Source organism: Myxococcus sp. CA040A, assembly GCF_013336725.1.
GTDB lineage: Bacteria > Myxococcota > Myxococcia > Myxococcales > Myxococcaceae > Myxococcus > Myxococcus llanfairpwllgwyngyllgogerychwyrndrobwllllantysiliogogogochensis.
Window position 1 is genome coordinate 107,437 of sequence record NZ_JABUMR010000009.1, and the last position, 23,937, is coordinate 131,373.

Genomic DNA, 23,937 nt, shown 5'->3' on the forward strand with positions numbered 1-23,937 from the left:
GTGGCGCACGCTAGCGAGCCGCTTTCTTCTTGAGGGACGGCAGCGCCTTCTTTACGCGCCCCGCCTCCTCGCTGCCACCCGCCAGCCGGAGAAAGGCTTCGTAGGACTCCACCGCCCGATTCAGCTCCGCCGACTCGCGCACCAGCACATCCGCCAGGGCCAGGTACGCCGGGCCGTCCGTGGGCTCCAGCTCCACGGCCTTCAGCAGCGACGCCTTCGCCACGGCCTCCTGCCGCTGCTTCAGGGCCACCAACCCCAGCGCCAGGTGCGAGCGGCCCTGGAACGGCGCCAGCCGCACCGCCTCCTCCGCCGCAGCCCGCGCGTCCTTCAACACGCCGGCCCCCAACAGCACGCGGGCCATGGCGGCCTGGGCGAAGGCCTTGTCCCAGACAGTGGGCGCGCGCGAGGCCAGGTCCTCCAGCGTCCGCGCCGCCCCTCGGCCTCCGCCGGGGAGCTGCACGTAGAGTTCGCCCACCCGGCCACAGGTGGCGTCAGACCCCTCGCGCCGAGCCGCCGCGAAGGCCGCGTCCGCGTTGTCCACGTTGCCCTGCCGCAGGAAGGCGTGGGCAATCTCGCAGAAGGTGTCCGGGTCCTTCGGGTCCAGCTTGTTGGCGCGCTCCAGCGCGGAGAAGCCACTCTTCGCGTCACCCGAGGCGAACAGGATGGCCGCGCGCAGCCGGTGCGCCTCCGCGTCGTCGGGCGCCAGCTTCGCCGAGCGACCCGCGGCACCTTCCGCCTCCTTGCGACGTCCGGCGTGGAAGAGGGCCAGCGCGAAGCCCTTGTGCGCGGCGGCGCTGCCGGGGTTGTCCAGCTGCCAGGCCTCGAACTGCTTGAGGGCCTCCGGAGTGCGCCCCATCGCCAGCAGCGTGCGGCCCAGCGCGTCGCGCGACTCGCCGTGCGCGCCGTTGCGCTCCACCGCTTGCGTCAATGGCTTGAGGGCCATGTCCGGCAGGCCGCGAGACAGGAGCAGCCGCCCCAGAGAACAGGAGGCCTCGTAGTCGCGCGGGTCCTTCTGCGCCTCCTCGAACTGGGCCTGCGCCTTGTCGAAGGCGCGCTCACGCCAGTACACCTGCCCCAGCGCCAGTCGCATGTCGTTGCGCGGGCGCTTGGAGGCGGCCAGCGCCTTCTCGAGCAGCTCGCGGGCCTGGGGCGCGTTGCCCTCCGCCGCATCCGCCAGGGCCAGGAGCGACACGGCCTCCGGAGGGTAGCGCTCGTTCACCCGCGTGCGCGCGAGCTCCGCGCGGGCGCGCTTCCAATCCCCGAGCCGCGCGTACGCCGCGCCTCGCACCAGGGACACCTTGCGGCCACTGTCGGCCTCCAGGCGCGTCAACACGTCGCGCTCGCGGTCCCTGTCCAGCAGCGTGCGGCCCAACCCCTCACGGGCCTCGTCGCTCTTGGGTTGCAGCTTCAGGGCCGCCTCGTACGCGGCCTGCGCCGCATCCAGCTTCCCCGCGGCGCGACTGGCGGCCCCCAGCGCGAGCTGGAAGTCGAAGGCCAGCGCCCCCTGCGTGCCCTTCCCCAGCAACGTGCGCGCCTCGTCGTGCTTGCCCACGGCGGACAACAACCGGCCGTGCACCAACTGCTGGCGCGACTTGAGGTCCGCCGGCAGCGCCTTGTCCTCCGCGAGCGGCGCCACATCCGCGAGCGAGGCGTCCAGCTCCTGCTCCAGCGCGAGCCGGGCCTCCGCCTGACCGATGCGCGCCACCGGGTGCTTGGGAGACTTGGTGCGCGCCTTCTCGAACATCTCGATGGCGTGCGGGAAGTCCTCCGACGCCAGGTAATAGCCGCCCAGCGCCACCAGGGCCCGCACGTTTGCGGGCGAGGTCCGCAGCGCGCGGTCGAACCGCTCCAGCGCCTTCTTCTCGTCCTTCGACGCCAGGAGGATGCTCGCCGCGAGCGCCTGGGCCTCGGTGCTCTCGTCCATCGAGGTGAGCAGCGCGCGGCGCGCCGGCTCCCGTCCCCGGTCATCCGCCACGAGGACATTGGTGGTGAGCACCAGTCCCGGCGCGGCCTCCTTCACGCCCGGCTTCTCCAGCGCCTCCAGCGCCTTGAGACGGTCCTCCGGAGACATGCCGTGGTCCGAGAAGAGGAGCGCATGCGTCCAGGCCGTGAGGGCCCAGGCGCGGCTGCTGCCCTCGTCCATCTCCAGGGCGCGACCCAGTTGCTGCAACGCCCCATCCAGCGAAGCGCGCGTGTCCTGGGTGATGAGGTCCTCGGCCCGGGCCAGCGCCTCGTTCAGCGTCTGGCCACCGGTGGCCGCGCGAATCCGGAGGAAGCCGACGACGATGGTGATGAGCACCATCGCCAGCGCCGTCACTCCGGCGACCTTCACGCCGTTGCGCTTGAGGAAGGACGTCTTCGCCGCCTCGCGCACCAGCTTCTGGCGCAGCTCCTTCTCGTAGGCGGCGGTGAGTGCTTCGGTGTCCTGCTTGGGCTGACCCGCCTTGGGTTTCGCGGCGCTCCCGGCGGCCTCGGAGGCCTCCGGCAGGTCGTCGAGCAACGAGCGCTTGGAGCCCGAGCCCCGCGTCGCGGGCTGTGCGCGAGCGACCACGGGATTCTGCGCGGTGGGGTCCGGCGGAGGCAGATCTCCGAGGAGTCCTCCCGAAGCGGCGGGAATCACCGGCTTCGCGGTGGTGAACTCGCTGGAGCGCAGCAGCACGTCGTCGTCGGAGTCGGCGGACGCGGCGGGAATCACCGGCTTCGCGGTGGTGAACTCGCTGGAGCGCAGCAGCACGTCGTCGTCGGAGTCGGCAGGCGCGGTCCCCGCCTCCCCTTCGCCCGTGGACGTCGGGTCTTCAGAAGCCCCCGCCGTGTCGGAGGCAGCTCCCAGCGAATCCTGGGGCGGGGGCTCGTTGCCCTCTCCCGTCCGCGCGCCAGACTCAGGCTCCGAGCCCGACGGCCGAGGAGCGTCATCCTCATCCGACAACGACAGGTCCAGGCTCGGCAGCTCGGAACCGAGCGAGGGCACCAGCACCGGCACGGGCCGGTCAATCAGCCCCAGCGAAGACCCCGCCGCGGACGCGGCAGGATGCTCACCCGAGCGGGTGCGAGCGCCCCCGGTGCCCGCCGCCGTGTCCTCGGAGGTTCCAGCGTCCGCGGCGGAGCCGGAGGCACTCACGCCCCCCGCCGAATCCGCGTCGCCCTCGCGAGCGGGGACGTCCCCCACGCTCGCGCGCCCACCCGCCGCCGCGGCGCTCGCCAGGTCAGCGGCGGCACGGGCGCCCGCGTTCCTCGCGGCCCCGGGACCCGAAGCCGTCGCGGCCTTCGCGGTATCTCCGAGCGCGGCGGCCCGGAGCCTCGCGGCCGCCATCGGAGACGCGGCCACTGGCGAGGGCTCGGCGTCGTCGCCCTCGGCCTTCGCTTCTCCGTCGGACTCCCCTTCCGACGACGGCGCGGTCTTCTCCAGCCCCATCAGGTCGGCGAAGACGGGAGCCGGTCCACCGGCCAGCGCCTGCTGGGCCTGCTCCAGCCACAGCTTCACGCGGCCGTCATTGGGTTGCAGTGCCACCGCCTTGCGCAACAGCGGCAGCGCCGAGCGGTACAGCCCGCGCTGGAGCAACACCTCGCCAATCAGGTTGTAGGCGTAGGGGTTGTCCTTCTCGATGGCAATGGCCCTGTCGAACTGCTCCATCGCCTCCGCGGGGCGGCCCAGGTGGATGAGCGCCTTGCCCCAGAGCACGCGTCCCACCGTCGAGGACGGATGGTGGGAGATGCCCTGTTCACACACCTCGATGGCGCGTGCCGCGTCCCCCTTTTCCAGCAGGGCCTTGGCCAGTTCGACGAAGACGGAAGATGTGGGGTCCTGCCGGAGGAGCTGCTCGTAACGCTCCACCATCGACTTGGCCATGTGGGCTTGCGACTCCGGTGCTCGGGCGGGGGAGCGGGACCATACCACCGTGCTCTCGTCCCGGGCGGCCACCGGATGCTACCGTTCCCCCTGTGAATCGCCTGCCTGCCCTGTTTCTCGCGCTCGCCCTGTCGGGATGCGCAACCGTATCCAAGAAATCCGACCTGGAAGAACTCAAGCCCACCGTGGACAAGTTCCACCAGCTCATCCGGTGGAAGGATTTCCGGAGCGCCTCCCGCCTCCTCGTCCCGGAGCGCCGCGCGGCGTTCTCGCGCGCCCGCGTCGAGCTCCATGACGAGCGGGACCTCTCCATCACCGACTACGAAATCGAGGAGGTGCGGCTGGCCGAGGACGGGGCGCACGCCACGGTGCAGAGCCGCATCCAGTGGATGCGCCTGCCGTCCGCCTCGGAGAACACCGCCGTCGTCGTCTCGGAGTTCGTCTTCCGGGACGGCGTGTGGCTCCTGGAGCGGCAGGACGCGGGGCCCTTCGTGGACGAGCTGAAGGGCGCGCTGCCCTGAAAAGAAACCGCCCACCGACTCGGGGCCGGCCGAGGCGGTGGGCGCCGGGAGCTCCCCAATGGAGCGCCCTACAAGAATCCGCCCATCGGCTCGGGGCCGGCCGAGTCGATGGGCGTCGGGAACTCCCCAATGGAGTGCCCTACAAGAATCCGCCCATCGGCTCGGGGCCGGCCGAGTCGATGGGCGTCGGGAGCTCCCCAATGGAGCGCCCTGACATGTGAGCGGGGCGACGGTGTTGTTCAGGCCCGCGTCGCCGCGCGGTGACGCCGGAACCTAGAGCAATGGCGATGCCACTCCGCGCACCGGGGGTGGCGTGCGGGGCCCTGCATTGGAGATTCAAGGGCTTGCACTCGCGGCCGCCCGACAATGAGGGGGGCAGGCCGTCGGGGTGCTGACACTCCTGTCAGAGGGTCCAGCCTCCGGCGTCGTGCCATGCACGACAACCGTGTCAGGGAACCCTCGGACTTTCCTTCCCTACTCGGCCTGCACCGCGCGGATGGTTTCCCGCATGGAGTAGTGGGGCTTCCAGGCCACGTCCTGCACCCAGCGGCTGCCGTCCACGGCGCACAGGAACTGGATGTGGTCCAGTTCTGGGGGCGGGAAGTTGGCGATGCGGTACTTGAAGAGCATGCCCAACAGGGGCCGGGCCAGGGGGTGCGGGACGGGGATGGGGGAGTTGCCCAGCTCGCGCATCACCGCGGACAGGGGCACTTCTCCGGGGCCGACGATGTTGTAGACGCCCTTGGGCTCCGGGCGCAGGGCCGCCACCATGGCGCGCGCGACGTCCTCCACGTGGATGAGCTGCACCATGGGGTCGAAGCCGGCCAGCATCCACGGGTGGCGCAGGCGCAGGTAGTTGGAGGGCGCGTTCTTGATGGTGGGCCCGACGATGTGGACGGGCCGCAGAATCACCGTCTCGATGTGCGGGTGCTTCCAGAAGAAGCCATGCGCGAGCATGTCCACTTCAATCAAGTCACGCACGCCGGAGAAGCGGCTGGCCGCCATGAGCGGCGCGTCCTCGGTGAGGAAGTTGGAGTTGTCCGGGCTGGGTCCGTAGACGTTGGCCGAGGACAGCACGACGACCTTCTTCACGCCGTACTTCGCGCAGTACTCCAACAGGCGCGTGGTGCCCACGACGTTGAAGGAGTGGTGCTCCTCCTCGCTCATCCGCGGGTCATGCATGATGCCCATGTGGATGACGGCGCGGACCTCGTTCTTGCGGAAGACGTCCTCCGCCTTCTTCTTGCGCAGGTCCAGCTCGTACATCTCCACGTCTTTCGGCCGGCCCACGAAGGGACGCCGGTCGATGCCGATGATGCGCTCGTGCTTGTGGAGGAGCTTGGCGAGGGTGCGGCCGAGGTTGCCGCTGATGCCCGTGACGACGACGGCCGGTCTCATGGTGCGAGCCTCATAACACCGTCAGCTGGGGCGCGGGCGCTCACCAGAACACCCCGCGCCGCTCCTTGAGTCCCTGGTGGAGCATGGACTGGATGGCCGCCTTCACGGTGCGGACCTTCTTGTCCAGCTCGCTGTCCTCGTCGTCCGGGCGTCCCGTGAAGTGCATCGGGTCGCCGTAGTACAGGCGGTACTTGGTGGGCAGCGGGAAGGGCAGGCCCGTGGGGGTGACGGGGAAGGACGGGAAGCCGAGCAGCTTCGCCACGGGCTTGAGGTCCATGAGCGCGGGGGCCTGTTCCTCGGCGCCGACGACGGCCACGGGGACAATGGGCGTGCGCGTCTCCAGCGCCAGGCGCATGAAGCCCAGGCCGAACTCCTGGAGCTGGTAGCGCTGGGGCCACAGCTTGTTGATGCCGCGCAGCCCTTCCGGGAACACGAGGATGGCCTCGTCGGACTCCAAGAGCCGCCGGCAGTTCTCCGGCGTGCCGACAATCTGGCCCATGCGCGCCATGAAGGTGGAGACGTACGGCAGGGACGGCACCCACTTCTCCACCATGCTGCGCATGGCGCGGGGCGGACTGGCCTCCAGCATCAGGGAGACGCCAATCATGGCGCCGTCCAGGGGGAGCTGGCCGGAGTGGTTGGACACCAGCAGCACGCGGCCGGCGGGGACCTTTTCGATGCCGTAGGTCTCCACGCGGAAGTAGTTGCGATAGAGCCACAGGAAGGGCGCCACCGCCGACAGGCTGAAGTCGAGGTTGTAGCCGAACGGGTCGACCCCGTACTCGTTCTCAGGCCGAACCAGGGCCTGCATCCGCTCTTTCTGCTCGTCGTTGGCCAGGCGGTCGGTCCATTCGCGCAGGCCCTTCTTCACTCGGTCGCCGAGTCGCTCCAGCATATCCCTGGTTCTTTACACCACCGGCCCCCGTACCGGGAGTGGGGAAACCTTGCCGTGCCCATCCGGGATAACGTGAGGAGCCCACGCTCATGCGAATTCCTCCCCGCCCCGCGGCTTCCACCCCGAAGGCCGCAGCTCCCGTCTCGGCGCCCGCCAGTAGCGCCAGGGCCTCCGCGTCCACCCTCCGACGCGCGCCCGGGCAGGCGGTGACGTTCAGCCAGGACTTCCATGCGCGGCTGGACCTGCCTCCCGCGCGCCTCGAGGAGAAGCTGGCGTTGATGCGCGAGCGTCCGTCGTCCTTCTTCCGGATGATGCCCGCCCTCTTCCACGCGGACCTGCGAGGCCCCTACTCCGCCGAGGCCCGACTGGTGGACCGCCCCGCGCCCCGAATCCCCGTGGTGGGTGACGCGCACGTGGGAAACCTCGGCACCTTCCGGGGGCCAGAAGGCAAACCGGTGTGGGGACTCAACGACTTCGACCAGGCCGGACGCGGCTCGCCGGAGGTGGACCTGACGCGCATGGCGACCAGCGCCGTGCTCACCGCGCGCGAGGCGGGGCTGTCTCCCAAGGAACAAGAGGTCGTCCTCCGGGCCTTCGCGGACGCATACTTCTCGACACTCGAGTCGCTCGCCGGAGGTGCGGAGAACCCCGGGGCATTCCTCACCAAGAAGGAGGCCACCGGCCCGGTGGATGACCTCCTCGGGGACGCGAACGACACGTCGCGAGAGGCCCTGGTGAAGAAACATGCCCGGATGGAGGGCCCTGACGCCGCGAGCTTCCGGACCTCGGACACGTTGAAGTCGGTCTCCCCCGCGAAGCAGCGGGAGGTGCGGGCCGCCCTGGCGGACTCCCTGGCCGCGCTGACGGGACGGCAGGACATCGCCCTGCCGCCGCGCGTGCTGGACGTGGCCCAGCGGCTGGACGCGGGCGGCAGCAGCTATGGGCTGGAGCGGTACTGGGTGCTGGCGCGCGCGGCGGACCCGAAGGCGCCTCCCGTGCTGCTGGAGCTGAAGGAACTGCTCGCCCCGAGCGTGGAGTCGCCTCCGCTTCCAGCGGACGGAAGCGCGGTGGTGGACGCGCAGCGCCGGATCTCCGGCCACGCCAACCCGCTCACCGGTGCCACTCGCATGGGAGGGCGGGCCTTCCTGGTGCGCGAGCTGGAGCCGGAGAAGGCGAAGCTGGGAGACGGGGCGCTGACGGGAAAGAAGGACCTGGTCTCGGTCTTCACCCAGGTCGGTCAGGTCCTGGCTCGGGCCCACGGCGCCACGCCCGAGCAGGCGCGCGAGCTGCGGTTCTGGGTGGGCGACGACGCGGCCCAGGCCACGGGCCGGCTGTCGGCCTTCGCGCGGGCCTATGCCGACCAGGTGCGGGCGGATTGGAGTGCACTGCGTGACGGCACCTGAGCCCCGGGCCGCCACGAGTGGACGAATGCCCCCGTGGCCCCATGCCAGCCAGGGGTGACGTCGCCATGTCTCGCCCCGCATGCGCACGATGCTCGTCCTGCTGGGCCTGGCCTGGCTCTTCTCGGGGTGCGCCGTGACGGCCGCCGCACTCGCCGCGTCGTCTCCACGGCTTGCGCCCGTGGAGCAGCGCGTGCCCGTGCTGCTCGTCCATGGCATTGGCGACGACGCCAGCGCCTTCGACCTGCTGCGCCGCCGGCTGGAGCGCGAGGGCTGGCCCCATGTCCACGCCGTCTCCATGGTCCCCAACAACGGCAGTGAGGGGATTCCCGTGCTGGCCCGGCAGGTGGCCCGCGAGGCCGAGGCCCTGCGCGCACGCACCGGCGCCCGCCGCGTGGATGTGGTGGGCTTCAGCATGGGGGCGCTCGTCACGCGCTACTGGGTGCAGTTGCTCGGAGGGCGTCTGGTGGTGAGGCGCTTCGTCTCCATCTCCGGCCCGCATTCGGGCACGGGTCTGGCGTTCCTGGGACGAGGCAAGGGCGTGGCGCAGATGCGGCCCGGCAGCAGGCTTCTGCGGGCACTCCAGCAGGACCCTCGTCCCTGGGGCAGCACGGAGGTGCACAGCTTCTGGACGCCGTTGGATTTGACCATCCTCCCCGCCTCCAGCTCACGGCTACCGGGGGCCAGCGAGCGCACCTTTCCCGTGCTGCTCCACCCGTGGATGCTCACCGACCCGCGCGTGCTGGACTCGGTGGTGGACGTGCTCGGCTCGCCCGCCGTGGCCAGGTGACGCTCACAGCGTGGCGGACAGCCGCCCGGCCGCGTCGCGCAGCGTGACGACGTCGCATTCGGACTTCAGCCAGCCGAAGATTTCACGCAGTCGCTCGAGCTTCTGTGTCGCGCCAACGCGCAGGTCCCGCTGCTGTCGGACCAGCTCGCCGGGAATCCCGTCCGTTGCGTCCAGCACGTCCACACCGTGGAGTTCGAAGTTGAAGAACGCGTCGCGGCGGCAGGAGCGCCACGCACCTCGCAGGGTCCGCAGCGGCAGCGTGGTGGCGAAGGTGCCGATGAACGGGAAGCGCAGCACGGGCGTCACCGCCATGGGCAGCTCCAGCACCGAGCCTGTGCCCCGTCGATAGGGCCGCGCCGGGTCCGGGCGGTACGGCACGCGGGGCGCGAGCAGCACGCGAGGCGTGTCGAGCACCGAGCGGGACGGGCGCCCCATCAGCGACAGCGCGCCCATCACCGCCGCCTTGGCCGCGTAGTACGGCGTGGCGGGAAACGCGGACGAGCCATACCGGTAGCCCAGCTCGACGGTGGCCGCGTAGAGGTCCGCGTTCAGTGTGTAGCCCGGCGCGCGGAAGCCTTCGGGCCGTGCGCCCGTGGCCGCGAGGATGGCCGCATCGGCGCGCCGCAGGTCCTCCAGGATGGCGGCGGGGCCCCGGCGCGTGAGGGCGTAGTCATGCGCGTGGCTGTGGCTGGCCACCTCGATGCCCGCTTCATGGGCCGCGCGCATGCCCGAGGAGGCAAGGGTGTCCGCCTCCAGGTCCTCGCCGATGGCGAAGAAGGTGCCCGGCGCGCCGAGCGTGTCGAGCAGCTCGCGGAAACGAGGCACCGCCACGGCATGGACGAGGGAGCGGGCACGCGCATCCAGCAGCGACTCCGGCAGGCCGTGGATGCGGCAGTAGTGCGGCAGGGAGTCGAGGTCGACGGAGATGGACGCCAGCCTCACGGTGCGCGCCCTCCCCCGCTCACGTGCCGCGAATGCGGATGACGTAGAACAACTTGCCCACGTTCTTGAGCACGTTGGGGACGCGCTTGAAGAGGTGGATGGACGGCTGGCGCTTCTCGTGGAGCTGGATGGGAATCTCCATCACCCTCAGCCCCTCGCGCCAAGCGCGGATGACGAACTCGCTGGCGAACACGTCCATGTCCACCACGCACTTCTGGATGACGGGGAGGAGCGCCTCGCGGCGGAATGCCTTGAGCCCGTGCGTGTCCGTGCCCTGGAAGCCCAGCGTCACCTTCAGGAGCTTGTTGTGCACCCGGGTGGCCGCGCGGCGGATGAGGGGGCGCTGGTCGCTGGCGCCCTTGGCCGCCTTGGAACCCACGACCATGTCCGCCTCGCCCCGCTCCAGGCGCGGCAGCGCCGCGTCGTAGAAGGTGACGTCGCAGAGGTCGATTTCGTCACAGATGACGTAGGTGCCCCGGGCCATGCTGATGCCGGCCTTGAGGGCGACGCCGTAGTTGGGGCGCTCCGAGTGGAACCAGCGCAGGCGCGGGTGCTTCGCGCACAGCTCGTCGAGGATGCGCGGCGTGGCGTCCCGGGAGCCGTTCTCCGCGAAGATGATTTCGTAGTCGAGTCCACGCGCATCCAACCCCTGGCGGAGCTCGTCCGCCGCCGAGGTGATGATGGACTCCTCGTTGTAGACAGGGATGACGACGGACAGGTGCGGTGCCATGGAATCAGGTCCGGACAGGCTGCGGTCCGGTCCGCCTAGCATGCCCCGCGCCACCCGTCGACAAGATGCGGCGCGCCGCGTCTCGACTTCGTCAGCCGTTCAGCGTCCGGGCACACGCCCGCCCGCCGAGGATGGCGTCCTCCATGGACGAGTACTCCCACTGTCCGTAGCGGCCCGCCGTGAGGATGCCCGCGTGCTCCAGGAAACGGAGGATTTCCGCCTTCGCGGGCCCGTAAGCGTCGTCATAGAGGACGTAGGCGTGGGGAATCTCCCGGGCCTGGGCGAAGAGGACGTCGTCCGCGGAGTGGATCATCTGCGAGCGCAGCAGGTCCTCCACGGCGTACTTCTCCGCGGCGGCCGGGGACAGCTCGCCGTGGTGGCTGTACTCCACGTAGAACGTCGCGGTGTCCTTGGGGGCCAGCGCGTCGTACACCGCCGAGGGTGAGCCGATGCGGTACGTGTGGAACTCCGGCTCCGGCAGGTAGATCCAATGCCAGGGCTGCCGGTTGGCGCCCTTGGCGGCCACGGCGACGTAGGTGACGGTGGTGGCGCGCAGACGCTTCGCGGCGGCGACGACCTCGTCGGGAACTCCCGAGGCGCCCTGGGCTAGGAGTCGCACCAGGCCGGGCAGCGACACGGTGGACACCAGCCCCGAGTAGGACAGCGTCCTGCCGTCGGACAGCACGACCTTGCGCGCCTTCCAGTCGATGGAGGTGGGCTCGGTGCGGACGCTCAGCTCGCCGCCCTTCAAGTCTCGCAGCATGGCGCGGGCCAGACTCTCGATGCCGCCCTCGCGCGGGTAGACGAAGGACGCGTTGTAGCCCACCGCGTCGCTGCCCGCGCCGAGCGCTCCGTCCACCACTTCCTTGAGAGAGGGCCGGGGCACGAAGCGACCCACCCAGGCGGCGGACAGCTCACGGGGGTGCACCGTCCAGAGCTTCTGGTTGTAGGGCACCATGAAGTTCTTCGCGAAGCCCTCGCCCATGTAGCGGAGGATGAACTCCTCGAAGTCGCGAGGCTCCCGCTCACGCAGCGCACGGCCCTTCTCGCCGTAGATGGCCTCCACGTACCCGACGAGGTTCTCCGCGACGACGTCCGGCGGCAGCCCGTGGGTGTTCACCTGGTATGGGAAGCGCGTGAAGACGCCGCGCGTGAAGATGCCCGCCTTGCGCTGGATGCGGACCATCTGCCCCGGCAGCCAGCGCGTGTTCACCAGTTCCTGGATTTCGGCGTCCCGCAGGTGGAGCCAGTGCCCGGTGGGGTCGAAATAACACCCATCGATGACCTCGGTCTTGATGAGGCCGCCGACCCGGTCTGACTTCTCGATGAGGAGCCAGGGCTTCTGGAGGAAATGGGCGGTGGAGAGACCCGCGAGCCCCGCTCCCAGGATGACGATGGGTTCCATACCGGGTCGGTCCTACCACCTCCTCCGGGTGAGGGGGAGCCGAACGCGCGGTGCCAGGGGCGCGAAATCTCAAGCCCCCTCGGCCGCCCGCCTGGGAGTAAAGGGGGGGACCGCTTCCACTGCGGGCTGGCGCGTTCTTTCCGGGCTGGAAACGCCTCTGGTAGCCTGCGCGCGCCGGTCCCGTCGAAGGAACCCCATGAAAGTCTCCTGCCCGTCTTGCCAGACGAATTACAACATCGATGACAAGCGGATCCCCCCGGGTGGCGCGAAGCTCAAGTGCGCCCGGTGCCAGACCACCTTCCCCATCAGACCCGAGGGAGTGAGCGCAGCGGCCCCTGCCGCGCCTGCTCCGTCGGCCGCCGCCATTCCCCTGCCTGGTGCGTCCGCGCCGAGCGCCGCCGCGATTCCCCTCCCCGGGGCCGCGCCGTCGGGCGCCATCGCGATTCCCCTCCCGGGCGCCGCGCCCTCGGGGGCCATCGCCCTGGGGCACGAGGCCATTCCCCTCCCGGGCGCCGCCCCACAGTCCGATGGCTTCGGCTACGACGCGGGTGCCATTCCGCTGCCCGGCGCCTCCGCTCCGCAGGATGACTTCGGCTACGACGCGGGCGCCATTCCGCTGCCCGGCGCCTCCGCTCCGCAGGATGACTTCGGCTACGACGCGGGCGCCATTCCGCTGCCCGGTGCCTCCGCGCCGCAGGATGATTTCGGCTACGACGCGGGCGCCATTCCGCTGCCCGGCGCCTCCGCTCCGCAGGATGACTTCGGCTACGACGCGGGCGCCATTCCACTGCCCGGTGCCTCCGCGCCTTTCGACTCCGGTGCCATCCCCCTGCCGGGTGTCGCGTCTTCGTCTGGCGCCATTCCCCTGCCGGGCGCGGTGGACTCGTTCAGCGAGGGCTTCGACGACGTGGAGCCGCCCGTCCGCCAGGACCGGGACGTGACGCGGGTCGTGGCCATTCCGATGCCCAATGCGGCGTTCCGCGAGCCGCCGCGGCCCGCGGCGCCCCCTGCGCCCAAGGCGGGGCGCGAGTTCGACTTCTCGGACGACTCGCTGGCGCCGCCGGTGGACCTGGCCCACGGCTCCGTCGAAATGCCCGACGTGACGGGCACCGCGCGAGACTTCGACTTCTCCGACGACGCGCTTCCCGTGCCCGCGCAGCCTGAAGCGGATCCTTTCGCCTTCGACGTCGAGACCCCGAGCGGCGAAGCCACCGCCTTCGCGCTGCCGCCCACGCCCAACCCCGCGCATGCCGGCTACCCGGCCGAGGCGAACCCGTTCGCGCTGCCTCCGCCTCCCGCGTACGCGGAGGCGCCCATGACGGAGGACCCGTTCGCGCTGCCTCCTCCGCCGTTGGAAGCAGACCCCTTCGCGCTGCCTCCGCCTCCCGCGTATGCGCAGGCGCCGATGACGGAGGACCCGTTCGCGCTGCCGCCTCCGCCCTCGGGGGGACCGTCGTTCGACTTCGCCGAGCTGCCCGTGCCCGCGGGGGAGGATCCGTTCTCCGCGTCGCAGCCCACCGCGGGAGCGATGGACTTCTCGGACCTGCCGTCGCCCGCCGCGCCCGGGATGGACTTCTCCGACCTGCCGTCGCCCGCCGCGCAGCCGCAGGACCTGTCGTTCGACTTCGCCTCGCCCCCCACGCCCGGGTTCAACGCGGATTTCGGATCCGCGCCCGCGCCGGTGCCGGACTTCAGCCTCGACTTCGCCGAGCCCCCGCCTCCCGCCGCGCCTCCCGCGTCGTTCAACCCCTCGGTGGACTTTGGCGACGTGGACTTCGGGATGCCGCCGACTCCCGCGGCGTCGCCCGGCATCCCGGACTCGCTCGAGTTCGACCCCACCGCGAGGCCCGGTGACGACCTGGAAGCGGACCTCTCCGACCCGCTGCCGCCCCCGCCCAACGCAGGTCCGGCGGACGGTCTGGAGATGCTGTCCTTCATCGACGACGCCGCGAGCCGCGAGACAGGCCAGGCCGGCGCCAAGGTGCGCCGCTTCCACGTCCGTCGCCGCTCCGGCAAGGTGTTCGGCCCGTTCGACGAGGGCGTCGTCGTCAAGATGCTCGAGGACGGGCAGCTGCTCGGCAACGAGGACGTCTCCCTGGACTCGGAGTCGTGGTCGGCCATCGGCACCATCCCCACCTTCGCCTCCGCCATCCAGAGGCTGATGGAGGGCCCGTCCAAGGTCGTGGCCGCCGCGCCCGTCGCCACCGCGTCGGACTCCGAAGCCCCTCGCGCCGACCCGGGTGGAACGCAGGCGAACATGCGTCGCCTGGAGCAGCTCTACGAAGGCCGCATGGCCGCGGTCTCCGTCGTGGACCGCAGCGGCGCCGACGCGAAGATCAAGAAGCGCATCCCCCTGTTCATCGCCGCCGGCGTGGCCGTGTTGATGCTGGGCATCGGCGTGGGCACGGAGTTCGGCACGCGCTACGGCGCCTTCGGTCGCCGGGCCATCTTCCCCGCGCGCGTCTCGGACGGCTCGCCCCAGGCGCAGCTCGTGAGCCAGGCGCGCCAGGCGCTCCTCCAGGACACCTTCGCCAGCTACAAGCAGGCGCACACCCTCTCCGCGCAGGCGCTCCAGGAGAAGGAGTATCCGGCGGTGCGCTCGCTGTGGTGCCAGTCCGTCTATTACCTGCAGCGCAAGTACGCCGCGGCCGACATGGCCGACATGAGCCGCTGCCGCGAGGCGATGGCGGACATCGCGCTGCTGGGCGAGAAGGACGTCGACGTCATCAAGGCGGCCGCGTCGCTCGCGCTCACCTCCCGACAGGCGGACGCGGCGCTGCCCCCGCTGCTGGACGCCTTCAGCCGAGAGGCGAACCAGGCGGACCTGGAGCTGGCCTTCCTCGTGGCCGAGGCCCAGGCGATGAAGCGCGACCAGAACAGCGCCATCGAGACGCTGAAGAAGGTGCTCGCCGCGGACCCCAAGTCCGCCAAGGCCCACCACGCGCTGGGCAACCTGCACCAGGCCGCGGGCCGTGCCGACGAGGCCGCCGCCTCGTACGCCGCCGCGCTCGAGGCCGACCGCAAGCACGCCGCCTCCGCCGTGGAACTCGCGGCCGTGCAGCTGCTGGTGCGCAAGGATGCCGAGAAGGGCACCCAGTCCGTGGAGGAGGCTCTCGCCGAGGACGTCCAGTCCGCGCTCGGCCCCGCGGAGCTCGCTCGCGCCCGGGGACTCAAGGGCGTGGCGCTCTTCCACCAGCACAAGCCCAAGGAGGCGGAGGCGGAGCTGAAGTCCGCCCTGGAGAAGGACCCTCAGTCCGACTTCCTCAAGGCGCAGCTGGCCCACGTGATGCGCGCCCAGCGCAACTACGAAGGCGCCCTGCCGCTGTACACGGCGCTGGCCTCGGAAGAGGGTGACAACCTGGAGTACGCCGACGGCCACATCACCTCGCTGGTGATGACCGGGAAGATGCAGGCCGCGCTGGAGGCGGTGCAGAAGGCCAGCGGGAGCTTCCCCAATGAGGCCCGCATCGCCTACCTCTACGGCCGCATCGAGGACGCCCTGGACAAGCTCTCCGAGGCGGAGGGCCACTACAAGCGCGCCATCGCCGCGGACGCCACCCTGGTGGAGGCCAACCTCTACCTGGGCCGCTTCTACCTGCGGCAGCGCCGCAACGCGGAGGCCCGCACCCAGTTGGAGCAGGCCGCCACCAAGGCCCCGGACCTCGCGGGCGTGCGCGCCGGTCTGGGTGAGCTGGCCCTGGCGGAGAACAACGCGCTGCTCGGCCAGCAGGAGTTCGAGCGCGCCGTGCAGCTCGACCCGAACCTCGCCGACGCCCACCTGGGCCTGTCGCGCGTGGCGCTGCTCAACAACGACCTGGAGAAGGCGCAGACGGAGGCCAACCGCGCCCTGGAGCTGGACCCCCACTTGCTGAAGGACGGCCGGCTGCAGCGCGGCATCGTGCTGTGGCGCCTGGGCAAGCTCGACGAGGCCGTGGCCGAACTGGAGAAGGCCAAGGCGGAGGACCCTCGCTCCACCACGATTCCCATCACCCTGGGCGCGGTGCTGCTGGAGCGTGGAGACCTGCCCGGCGCGGAGAGCAACCTGGGCCTCGCGCTGAGCAACGAGCCCTCCAACCACGAGGCGCTCTACTACCTGGCGCTCGTGAAGGCGAAGCGGATGGAGTTCACCCAGGCCATGGACGCCATGCGCAAGGCCGTGGAGCGCGCCCCCAAGCGCCCCGACTACCACTACGCCTACGGCGTCATCCTCCGCGACGCGAAGAACCTGCCGGACGCCATGCGCGAGTGGAACACCGCCGTGGACCTGGACCCGGCCAACGCCGACGCGCACGAGGCGCTCGGCCACGCCCACCTGGAGAACGGCGAGTTCGACGAGGCCATCTCCTCCTTCGAGGACAGCCTCAAGTCAGACCCGCGCCGGACCCGGGTGCTCGGCTCCATCGGCGACGCGTACTTCAACGCGGCCCGCTGGAACGACGCCATCAAGCGCTACCAGACGGCCCTCAAGGCGGACGCGAAGCTGACTCACGTCTACTACAAGGTCGCCCGCGCCTTCACCGAGCAGGCCCAGCACGCCAAGGCCATCGACTGGTACCGCAAGGCCTCCAGCGTCGAGCCGGAAAACCCGATGACCTACTACTACCTGGGCTTCGCCTATAAGGAGAAGAACAAGCGCCGGGAAGCCGTGCAGGCCTTCAAGGACTACCTCGTGAAGAAGCCGGACGCGACGGACAAGAAGGACATCGAGGAAGAGATCTACGACCTGCAGAACTAGCCGCCAGCCGACAGCCGGCCGTCCTTCCAGGGATGGCCGGCGTCAGGCCCCCGGCGGCCGGGGCGTCCGCCCTTGAGCACCCCGGGCGCGAGGAGTCTTGCTGACGCCCACCGAGGGTGACTACAAGGCGTCCCCCATGCTGGACCTCCGGAACGTTGCGCAGAACTTCGATGCGGTCGTCGCTCGCCTGAAGACGCGGGGCGGCAACCTGGATCTCGGCCCCTTCCAGGCGCTGTTCTCCGAGCGCCGGGAGCTGTACGTCTCGATGGAGTCCCTCGCCGCGCGCCGCAACGCCGCCAACGAGGAGATGAAGAAGAAGGCAAAGGAGGACCCCAAGGCGCTGGACGCGCTGCGTGGAGACCTTCGCGCCGTCTCCCAGGACATCAAGGAGAAGGAGAACCGCCTCAAGGAAGTGGAGGAGGAGATCAACCGCATCCTCCTGCTCATCCCCAACACGCCGCACGAGTCCGTGCCCGTGGGTGCCAGCGCGGACGAGAACGTCCAGGTGAAGAGCTGGGGTGAGAAGCCGAACCTGCCCTTCACGCCGAAGCAGCACTTCGAGCTGGGGGAGAAGCTGGGCATGCTCGACTTCGAGCGCGCCGCGAAGGTCTCCGGCAGCCGCTTCACCTTCTACAAGGGCGCCCTGGCGAGGCTCGAGCGTGCGCTCGTCACGTTCATGATCGATGTGCACGCCCAGAAGGGCTACACGGAGCTGCTTCCGCCCTATCTGGTGCTGCGCGAGACGATGATGGGGACGGGCCAGTTGCCCAAGTTCGAGGATGACGCCTTCAAGACGCTGGGCGACCCTGAGCGCTTCCTCATCCCCACCGCGGAAGTGCCCGTCACCAACTACCACGCGGACGAAATCCTCGAGGGCGAGTCGATGCCCATCCGCTACTGCGCCTTCAGCCCGTGCTTCCGCGCGGAGGCCGGCGCCGCCGGCAAGGACACCCGCGGCCTCATCCGCCAGCACCAGTTCCACAAGGTGGAGATGGTGAAGTTCGCCCAGCCCGACAAGAGCCTGGAAGAGCTGGAGTCGATGACGGACGACGCGTGCGACATCCTGCGCCGCCTGGGCCTGCACCACCGGGTGATGCTGCTGTGCACCGGAGACATGGGCTTCTCCGCCCGCAAGACGTACGACATCGAGGTCTGGCTGCCGGGGCAGAACGCGTACCGGGAGATTTCGTCCTGCTCGGACTGCGGCGACTTCCAGTCCCGCCGGGCGAAGATTCGCTTCCGGGCCCAGAAGGGGGACAAGCCGCAGCTCGTCCATACCCTGAACGGCAGCGGGCTCGCGGTGGGCCGCACTTCCATCGCCATCCTGGAGAACTACCAGCGGGACGACGGCACCGTCGCCATCCCGGAAGTGCTCTGGCCCTACATGGGCGGCATCAAGGAACTGAAGCCGCTCTAGAACTGTGATCATCCGCTTGCAACGGGCGCGGAATGAGGTAGAAGGGCGGCCCCACGGTCGACGTCGGTCCGAGGGACACCGCCGGCTGAAGTTGTTGTATGGAGGCGTGGCCGAGCGGTTGAAGGCAGCGGTCTTGAAAACCGCAGAGGGTGCAAGCTCTCCGTAGGTTCGAATCCTACCGCCTCCGAATTTGTGCTTGAATTTTGCGGTTCTTTGACAGAGAAGAGTTGGAGAGATGGCCGAGAGGCTGAAGGCACAGGTTTGCTAAACCTGCATACTCGAAAGGGTATCGAGGGTTCGAATCCCTCTCTCTCCGCCACCTGTTGTTGTAGCAGTGCGTGAAGATTTTGCTCCCTTAGCTCAGCTGGATAGAGCGTCGGACTACGAATCCGAAGGCCGGAGGTTCGAATCCTCCAGGGAGCGCTCCCTTCTTTTCACGCCGTCTCCATGAGTGACGACGAAGCTTTCATGCAGCAGGCACTCGCGCTCGCGCGGGAAGCCGCGACACTCGGAGAGGTCCCCGTCGGTGCGGTAGCGGTCCATGATGGAAACGTCATTGGAACGGGTTTCAACCGCCGCGAAGTGGACCGCAATCCCCTTGCCCATGCGGAAGTCCTCGCACTGGATGCCGCTCGCAGGCATCTGGGGGTCTGGAGGATGACGGGCGTCACGCTTTATGTGACGTTGGAACCGTGCGCGATGTGCGCCGGTGCGCTGGTGCAGTCCCGGGTGACGCGCCTCGTCTTTGGCGCCATGGACCCGAAGGCAGGTGCAGTCGGCTCGCTCTACAACCTGGCCGAAGAGCCTCGTCACAACCACCGGCTCCAGGTCACGAGTGGTATCCTGGCGGAAGACAGCCGGATTCTTCTAAAGTCGTTCTTCGAGCGCTTGCGCGCGAAACGACGCGACAATTGAATACTTGGAGAGCTGGCCGAGTGGTCGAAGGCACCTGACTCGAAATCAGGCATACCGGGAACGGTATCGTAGGTTCGAATCCTACGCTCTCCGCTCCAGACTTCTTGGAGAGGTGGCCGAGCGGTTGAAGGCGCACGCCTGGAACGCGTGTATATCTGAAAGGGTATCGTGGGTTCGAATCCCACCCTCTCCGTAGTTGTTGTTTCAGCAGTCGATGTCTACATCCTTTGTGGTCGGGACAACGTGGGGGCGCGAACCCCGCCAGGTCCGGAAGGAAGCAACGGTAGCGATCTACCGCGTGTGTCCCGGCCGTTCTGAAGAGCCAGTCTCCCGTTTCGGGGGTCTGGCTCTTCGCCTTTGCGGGCAAGAACACGAGGGGACGCCAGGCGCCTTGCTCGCGCCCTCCCCTACCGAGCTTCTGACTCGGGTTCAGTCGCGGACGAGCAACGTCTCTCGGCCGATGCGCTTCGCGATTCGGAAGCCCGCCGCCTGGATTTCAGGCAGGGCCCGGTCCTCGAAGGTGACGACGCGATTGAAGCGCCGCTCGCGCATGCCTTGCTGGAAGGCGCCGTCCCGGGGCCAGTCGCAGGTGAGCCAGGGAATCTCCTGGCCCAGGTAGAAGAAGCCGCCGGAACCCCACAGCCCTTCGTTGACGATGACCAGCCCCGTCGCGCCTCCCATGCGGGTCGCCGCGACGATGGCTCGGAACTGGTCCGCGCGGAGATCATTGGGCGGGAAGAAGAACGCGGAGGCGAGCCCCGAGGCCAGCGCCACCGTGGCCAGCCCCCAGCGCAGCGCCCCGTGGGCCCGCGAGGTGATGAAGGCGGCGATGACGGGGGCCGCGGCGAGGAGTCCCAGCACCAGGGCCGGGTAGAGGAAGCGCTCCTCCTTGTGCGCGGTGGCCAGCAGCACCGCCAGGTAGATGCCCGCACACGTGAGCGGCAGGGACACGCCGGCCTTGCGCTTCAGGGCCCAGAGGCCCAGCGGCACGGCGGCCCAGCCCCAGAGGGGGACCGCCATCAACAGGGGCATCGCGTAGAAGCCCGGGGTCGCCGAGCCGAAACGGGCCGCCGCTTCTCCGGACAGGACGTTGAAGCGGACGTACTTGAAGAACGAATGGAAGGGGCTGCCCCAGGTGACGTGGTCCAGCAGGCCCAGCCCCGCGGCCACCACGAGTCCCCCCAGGCAGGTGAAGGCCAGGAGCTTCCAGCGTCGGGCGGCCATCAACCAGAGCAGCGCCGCGACGACACAGATGGCGGACGGGTAGCGCGTGACCACGGCGAACCCCAGGGCCGCGCCACCGACGAGGCCCGCCCTGCCCTCGCGCTCGCGCCGGTCCAACGCCTCCATCGCCACCACGAGGAAGGACGTGGAGAACGACTCCGCCAGCGTGCGTCCGGCGAAGACGAGCACCGGTCCATAGAGGCCCAGCAGCAGGACAGCCAGCCAGCCTCCCGCGGGGCCAGCTCGACGGGCGGAGAAGCGGTATGCGGCCCACAGGCTCCACGCATGCAGCGCGAGTTGGGGGACGGCCACCACCGCGCGATAGCCCTGGGGGTCGGTGATGCCGAGCATCCGCGCCAGCTTGAGGAAGGCCGCCAGCACCCCAGGCACAGCCCAGTTGCGGATGCCATCGCGCCACTCCCACGCCAGCACCCCGTAGCCGTGGACGCGCCAGTAGGCGGGTTCCAGGGCCTGATACACCTCGTCGGGATGGATGCGGCCCAGCTGCGTCACGGCGACGATGGCGGGCAGGAGCGCCACACCCGCGAGCGACAACCAGGTGAGGAGTGTGTGCTTCCGAGGCTCGGGACGATGAGCATCGGCCGGCGGGTTCTCGAGCGACACGGGGGCGGTGGGTGCGTCGGGCAGGGGTACGGACACGGGCGGTGGGGACTCTCCCCGGCCCCGCGCCCGGGTGCAAGCCAGGTGACGTTTGTCCGGCAGGCCCTCGCTCGGGTAGGAACGCGGTTCCCTGAGGAGGAAGACACATGCCGGACGTCATCGTGGTGGGAGCGGGACATAACGGGCTCGTGACAGCGGCGATGCTCGCGCGCCGGGGCCTGTCGGTCACCGTCCTGGAGGACAAGGACGTCATTGGCGGAGCGTGCCGCACGGAGTACCCGTTCAAGAGCGCGCCGGGGCTTGGCGTGTCCACGGGCGCGTACCTCCTGGGCCTGATGCCGCCGGAGCTGTTGCGCGAGCTGGAGCTGGACCTGCCCCTCAAGCGGAGGGACCCGCACTACTTCCTGCCCACCACGGGCAAGCGATATCTCTTGTTCGGCTCGGACGAGCGCGAGCTGAAGCGCCAGTTCCTGGAGTTCTTCTCCCAGGAGGACTGGGAGGCCAACCAGGCGATGAACACGGAGCTGGGCGCGCTGCGCGACGACCTGGCCCCCTCGTGGCTTCTGCCCCCGCTCTCCATCGAGGAGACCGCCGAGCGCTACATCCGGCCCGCGCTGCGGCAGAACTTCATCCAGCTGTGTCGGGGCTCGGCGCGCCAGTACCTGGAGCGCTTCCGCTTCAAGTCCGACTTCGTGAAGGCGATGTACGCGGTGACGGACGCGTTCTCCGGGCTGGATGGCGGCTATGACACGCCGGGGACGGGGATGAACCTGCTCGTCCACAACATGTGCCGACTGCCCGGCAGCGGCGGCACGTGGATGATTGTCGGCGGCGGTATGGGCACCGTCACCCAGTCCATCGCCAACGTCGCGCGCAAGTACGGCGCCACCATCCGCACGGGCGCGAAGGTGACCTCGGTCCGCGTGGACGCGGGCGTGGTGAAGGGCGTGGTGCTGGAGAATGGCGAGGAATTGAGCGCCAACGTCGTCATCTCCAACGGCGACCCGTTCCGTACGCTGAAGCTGGTGGACTCGGCGGCGCTGCCGGCGGACTACCGCGCGAAGGTGAACGCGATGGCGGTGCCGGGCACCACGCTCAAGGTGAACCTGTGCCTGAAGGACCTGCCCAGGTTCACCTGTCTGCCCGAGGACAAGGGCCAGTTCGGTCCCACCATCCACCTGCTGCCGCAGGAGGACGACGTGCTCGGGGCGCTGGAGCGCTCGTACCACGAGACGCAGGCGGGCAAGCTGTCGGAGTTCCCCTCCATCGAGTGGTACATCCACACCACCGTGGACCCCACGCTGCGCGACGCCGAGGGGCACCACAACTCCGCCCTCTTCGTGGAGTGGGTGCCCTACAAGCTGGAGGGCACCACGTGGGAGAAGGAGGAGTCGCGCTACGTGCAACATCTGCTGTCCATCTGCGACCGCTTCGCCCCGGGGACCAGTGACAAGGTGCAGGAGTACTTCGCCCTCACGCCCCCGAAAATCGAGAGTCACTTCGGAATCACGGGGGGCCACATCCACCATGTGGACAACAAGCGGGGCTTCACCGACCGGCTGCCCTACGAGACGCCGGTGCAGGGGCTCTATTTCTGCAGCGCGGGCTGTCACCCCGCCGGCAGTGTCATCGGCGCGGCCGGCCACAACGCCGCGGGCGTGGTCCTCAAGGCCCTGGGACGCTGAGTCCCAGCGCCTGGAGATGGATCCTCCGCGCCATCGTGTTTAGATGAAGGCCCCCATGAGCTACCTCGTCCTCGCGCGTAAATGGCGCCCGCAGAAGTTCGATGACATGACCGGACAGGAGCACGTCGTCCGGACCATCGCGAACGCCATCAAGATGGACCGGGTCGCTCATGCGTACCTGTTCTGCGGCCCTCGTGGTGTCGGCAAGACGACGGCCGCTCGACTGCTCGCCAAGGCCCTCAACTGTGAGAAGGGCCCCACGGCGACTCCGTGCGGCGAGTGCCGGGCGTGCATCGAAATCGCCAACGGCACCAGCGTGGACGTGGCGGAGATCGACGGTGCGTCCAACAACGGCGTCGAGAACGTCCGCGAGATTCGCGAGAACGCGAAGTACCTGCCGCAGCGAGACCGGCACAAGATCTACATCATCGACGAGGTCCACATGCTGTCCGGAGCGGCGTTCAACGCGCTGCTCAAGACGCTGGAGGAGCCGCCTGGTCACGTGAAGTTCATCTTCGCGACGACGGAGGCGCACAAGCTCCCGGACACGATTCTCTCGCGCTGCCAGCGTCACAACTTCCGCCGCATCTCCGCGGCGCGGATGCTCCAGCGGCTCCAGGAGATCTGCAAGGCGGAAGGCGCGGGCATCTCCGACCGTTCGCTGTCGCTCGTCGTGCGCCAGTCCGAGGGCGGCATGCGCGACGCGCTGAGCCTCCTGGACCAGGTGCTCGCCTCGTGCGGTGCCAGTCCGACGGATGAAGAAGTCGCCGAGGCCCTGGGCGCCATCGACCGGACGATGGTGCAGGACTTCGCCGAGGCGCTGGTGCGCAAGGACGCCAAGCGCATACTCGAGCGCGTGGAGGAGGTCTTCAACCGCGGGCTCGACTTGAAGCGGCTCGCGGAGGAGCTGGCGCTCCAGTTGCGCCACCTCTTCGTCACGAAGACGCTGGGCGAGGCGCCCGCCGAACTGGCTGAGTCCGAGCAGAAGGCGCTCATCGCGCTGGCGAAGGAAGCAGAGAGCGCGCAGCTCACCCGCCTGTTCGACGTGGTGCACGGCAGCGTCTGGGATGTGTCCCGTGCGGCGCAGCCAAGGCTCGCATTGGAGATGGCGCTCCTGAAGGCCATCCAGTTGTCGCCGGGTGGATCCATTCCGGAGCTGCTGGCGCGGGTAGACCGGCTCGCCGCCGGACTTCCCCAGGGTGAGGGTGCCAACAAGACCAATGCTGGAGCGCCAGGAGGTCGCTCCAGCTCCACGAACTTTCGCGCCTGAGCCCCGCCAGGCTCCTCGTCCGGAAGTCTCCGCCCCGCCTCCCCCTACCTGGGAGGCTCGCGGTACAGCCCCTGAGTCCACTGCTTCGACAGCGCGTGCCCCTTCGGCACTGGCGCCCGCTGGAAGCGCGTCCGAACATCGA

At 69.5% G+C, this 23,937-nt stretch carries 15 protein-coding genes, 5 tRNA genes and 1 other RNA gene; 14 read left to right on the top strand and 7 right to left on the bottom strand.

Annotated elements, in window-relative coordinates; translation table 11 throughout:
* Window positions 1-10: 10 nt before the first annotated feature.
* Window positions 11-3,847 (bottom strand): tetratricopeptide repeat protein, encoded by a 3,837-nt coding sequence (locus HUA75_RS36060; protein ID WP_174488977.1) that lies wholly within the window; start codon window positions 3,845-3,847, stop codon window positions 11-13.
* 92 nt (window positions 3,848-3,939) lie between these two features.
* On the opposite strand from HUA75_RS36060, the gene HUA75_RS36065 reads away from it, so the two are divergent.
* The gene (locus HUA75_RS36065) at window positions 3,940-4,368 is read left to right on the top strand and encodes a hypothetical protein (RefSeq protein WP_174458533.1); all 429 of its coding nucleotides are present in this window, start codon (window positions 3,940-3,942) and stop codon (window positions 4,366-4,368) included.
* Between the two features lie 474 nt (window positions 4,369-4,842).
* Here HUA75_RS36065 and HUA75_RS36070 read toward each other — a convergent pair whose 3' ends face one another.
* Window positions 4,843-5,766: an SDR family oxidoreductase gene (locus tag HUA75_RS36070; RefSeq protein WP_174458532.1), complete on the bottom strand. Its 924-nt coding sequence runs from the start codon at window positions 5,764-5,766 to the stop codon at window positions 4,843-4,845.
* A gap of 40 nt (window positions 5,767-5,806) precedes the next feature.
* Complete coding sequence (locus HUA75_RS36075) at window positions 5,807-6,661, bottom strand: lysophospholipid acyltransferase family protein (protein ID WP_141647253.1); 855 nt, start codon at window positions 6,659-6,661, stop codon at window positions 5,807-5,809.
* Window positions 6,662-6,750: 89 nt separating this feature from the next.
* On the opposite strand from HUA75_RS36075, the gene HUA75_RS36080 reads away from it, so the two are divergent.
* Together HUA75_RS36080 and HUA75_RS36085 are read left to right on the top strand one after the other, a co-directional pair.
* Window positions 6,751-8,064 (top strand): DUF2252 family protein, encoded by a 1,314-nt coding sequence (locus HUA75_RS36080; RefSeq protein WP_174488978.1) that lies wholly within the window; start codon window positions 6,751-6,753, stop codon window positions 8,062-8,064.
* A gap of 79 nt (window positions 8,065-8,143) precedes the next feature.
* Window positions 8,144-8,851, top strand: coding sequence for a triacylglycerol lipase (locus tag HUA75_RS36085; protein WP_246137639.1), 708 nt, complete (start codon window positions 8,144-8,146; stop codon window positions 8,849-8,851).
* A 3-nt stretch (window positions 8,852-8,854) separates the two neighbouring features.
* Here HUA75_RS36085 and HUA75_RS36090 read toward each other — a convergent pair whose 3' ends face one another.
* The 3 genes from HUA75_RS36090 to HUA75_RS36100 form a co-directional block, all read right to left on the bottom strand.
* Window positions 8,855-9,793 carry a polysaccharide deacetylase family protein gene (locus tag HUA75_RS36090; protein WP_174488979.1) on the bottom strand — a complete coding sequence of 313 codons (939 nt, stop codon included), beginning with the start codon at window positions 9,791-9,793 and terminating at the stop codon, window positions 8,855-8,857.
* 19 nt (window positions 9,794-9,812) lie between these two features.
* Window positions 9,813-10,523: a glycosyltransferase family 2 protein gene (locus HUA75_RS36095; RefSeq protein WP_141647250.1), complete on the bottom strand. Its 711-nt coding sequence runs from the start codon at window positions 10,521-10,523 to the stop codon at window positions 9,813-9,815.
* Window positions 10,524-10,614: 91 nt separating this feature from the next.
* A complete protein-coding gene (locus tag HUA75_RS36100) occupies window positions 10,615-11,928 on the bottom strand; it encodes an NAD(P)/FAD-dependent oxidoreductase (protein ID WP_141647249.1) in 1,314 nt (437 codons plus the stop codon).
* A gap of 196 nt (window positions 11,929-12,124) precedes the next feature.
* Here HUA75_RS36100 and HUA75_RS36105 point away from each other — a divergent pair, with 196 nt between their 5' ends.
* From HUA75_RS36105 to ffs, 9 genes are all read left to right on the top strand, one after another.
* Window positions 12,125-16,663: a tetratricopeptide repeat protein gene (locus HUA75_RS36105; RefSeq protein ID WP_174488980.1), complete on the top strand. Its 4,539-nt coding sequence runs from the start codon at window positions 12,125-12,127 to the stop codon at window positions 16,661-16,663.
* Window positions 16,664-16,799: 136 nt separating this feature from the next.
* Entirely contained in the window at window positions 16,800-18,080 is a 1,281-nt protein-coding gene (gene serS / locus HUA75_RS36110) for a serine--tRNA ligase (RefSeq protein ID WP_174489108.1), read from the top strand.
* A 100-nt stretch (window positions 18,081-18,180) separates the two neighbouring features.
* Window positions 18,181-18,267 (top strand) — tRNA-Ser (locus HUA75_RS36115).
* A 42-nt stretch (window positions 18,268-18,309) separates the two neighbouring features.
* A tRNA-Ser gene (locus tag HUA75_RS36120) sits at window positions 18,310-18,399 on the top strand.
* Between the two features lie 30 nt (window positions 18,400-18,429).
* A tRNA-Arg gene (locus tag HUA75_RS36125) sits at window positions 18,430-18,503 on the top strand.
* Between the two features lie 24 nt (window positions 18,504-18,527).
* On the top strand, window positions 18,528-18,995 hold the full coding sequence (tadA, locus tag HUA75_RS36130; RefSeq protein ID WP_141647247.1) for a tRNA adenosine(34) deaminase TadA: 468 nt from the start codon (window positions 18,528-18,530) through the stop codon (window positions 18,993-18,995).
* A gap of 6 nt (window positions 18,996-19,001) precedes the next feature.
* A tRNA-Ser gene (locus HUA75_RS36135) sits at window positions 19,002-19,088 on the top strand.
* Window positions 19,089-19,101: 13 nt separating this feature from the next.
* Window positions 19,102-19,188: transfer RNA gene (locus tag HUA75_RS36140), tRNA-Ser, on the top strand.
* 33 nt (window positions 19,189-19,221) lie between these two features.
* An RNA gene (gene ffs / locus HUA75_RS36145) (signal recognition particle sRNA small type) lies at window positions 19,222-19,314 on the top strand.
* A 110-nt stretch (window positions 19,315-19,424) separates the two neighbouring features.
* Here ffs and HUA75_RS36150 read toward each other — a convergent pair.
* Entirely contained in the window at window positions 19,425-20,879 is a 1,455-nt protein-coding gene (locus tag HUA75_RS36150) for a glycosyltransferase family 39 protein (protein WP_174488981.1), read from the bottom strand.
* Between the two features lie 107 nt (window positions 20,880-20,986).
* Here HUA75_RS36150 and HUA75_RS36155 point away from each other — a divergent pair, with 107 nt between their 5' ends.
* Together HUA75_RS36155 and dnaX are read left to right on the top strand one after the other, a co-directional pair.
* Entirely contained in the window at window positions 20,987-22,525 is a 1,539-nt protein-coding gene (locus tag HUA75_RS36155; RefSeq protein ID WP_174488982.1) for an NAD(P)/FAD-dependent oxidoreductase, read from the top strand.
* 55 nt (window positions 22,526-22,580) lie between these two features.
* Window positions 22,581-23,795 (top strand): DNA polymerase III subunit gamma/tau, encoded by a 1,215-nt coding sequence (dnaX, locus tag HUA75_RS36160; RefSeq protein ID WP_141647245.1) that lies wholly within the window; start codon window positions 22,581-22,583, stop codon window positions 23,793-23,795.
* Window positions 23,796-23,937 lie beyond the last annotated feature (142 nt).

Excerpts from the sequence above, each read along its gene's own strand:
- HUA75_RS36105 (WP_174488980.1), top strand. The coding sequence starts at position 12,125 with ATGAAAGTCTCCTGCCCGTCTTGCCAGACGAATTACAACATCGATGAC.
- HUA75_RS36095 (WP_141647250.1), bottom strand. The coding sequence starts at position 10,523 with ATGGCACCGCACCTGTCCGTCGTCATCCCTGTCTACAACGAGGAGTCC.
- HUA75_RS36075 (WP_141647253.1), bottom strand. The coding sequence starts at position 6,661 with ATGCTGGAGCGACTCGGCGACCGAGTGAAGAAGGGCCTGCGCGAATGG.
- HUA75_RS36060 (WP_174488977.1), bottom strand. The coding sequence starts at position 3,847 with ATGGCCAAGTCGATGGTGGAGCGTTACGAGCAGCTCCTCCGGCAGGAC.
- HUA75_RS36085 (WP_246137639.1), top strand. The coding sequence starts at position 8,144 with ATGCGCACGATGCTCGTCCTGCTGGGCCTGGCCTGGCTCTTCTCGGGG.
- dnaX (WP_141647245.1), top strand. The coding sequence starts at position 22,581 with ATGAGCTACCTCGTCCTCGCGCGTAAATGGCGCCCGCAGAAGTTCGAT.
- tadA (WP_141647247.1), top strand. The coding sequence starts at position 18,528 with ATGAGTGACGACGAAGCTTTCATGCAGCAGGCACTCGCGCTCGCGCGG.
- HUA75_RS36080 (WP_174488978.1), top strand. The coding sequence starts at position 6,751 with ATGCGAATTCCTCCCCGCCCCGCGGCTTCCACCCCGAAGGCCGCAGCT.
- HUA75_RS36100 (WP_141647249.1), bottom strand. The coding sequence starts at position 11,928 with ATGGAACCCATCGTCATCCTGGGAGCGGGGCTCGCGGGTCTCTCCACC.
- HUA75_RS36070 (WP_174458532.1), bottom strand. The coding sequence starts at position 5,766 with ATGAGACCGGCCGTCGTCGTCACGGGCATCAGCGGCAACCTCGGCCGC.
- HUA75_RS36155 (WP_174488982.1), top strand. The coding sequence starts at position 20,987 with ATGCCGGACGTCATCGTGGTGGGAGCGGGACATAACGGGCTCGTGACA.
- serS (WP_174489108.1), top strand. The coding sequence starts at position 16,800 with ATGCTGGACCTCCGGAACGTTGCGCAGAACTTCGATGCGGTCGTCGCT.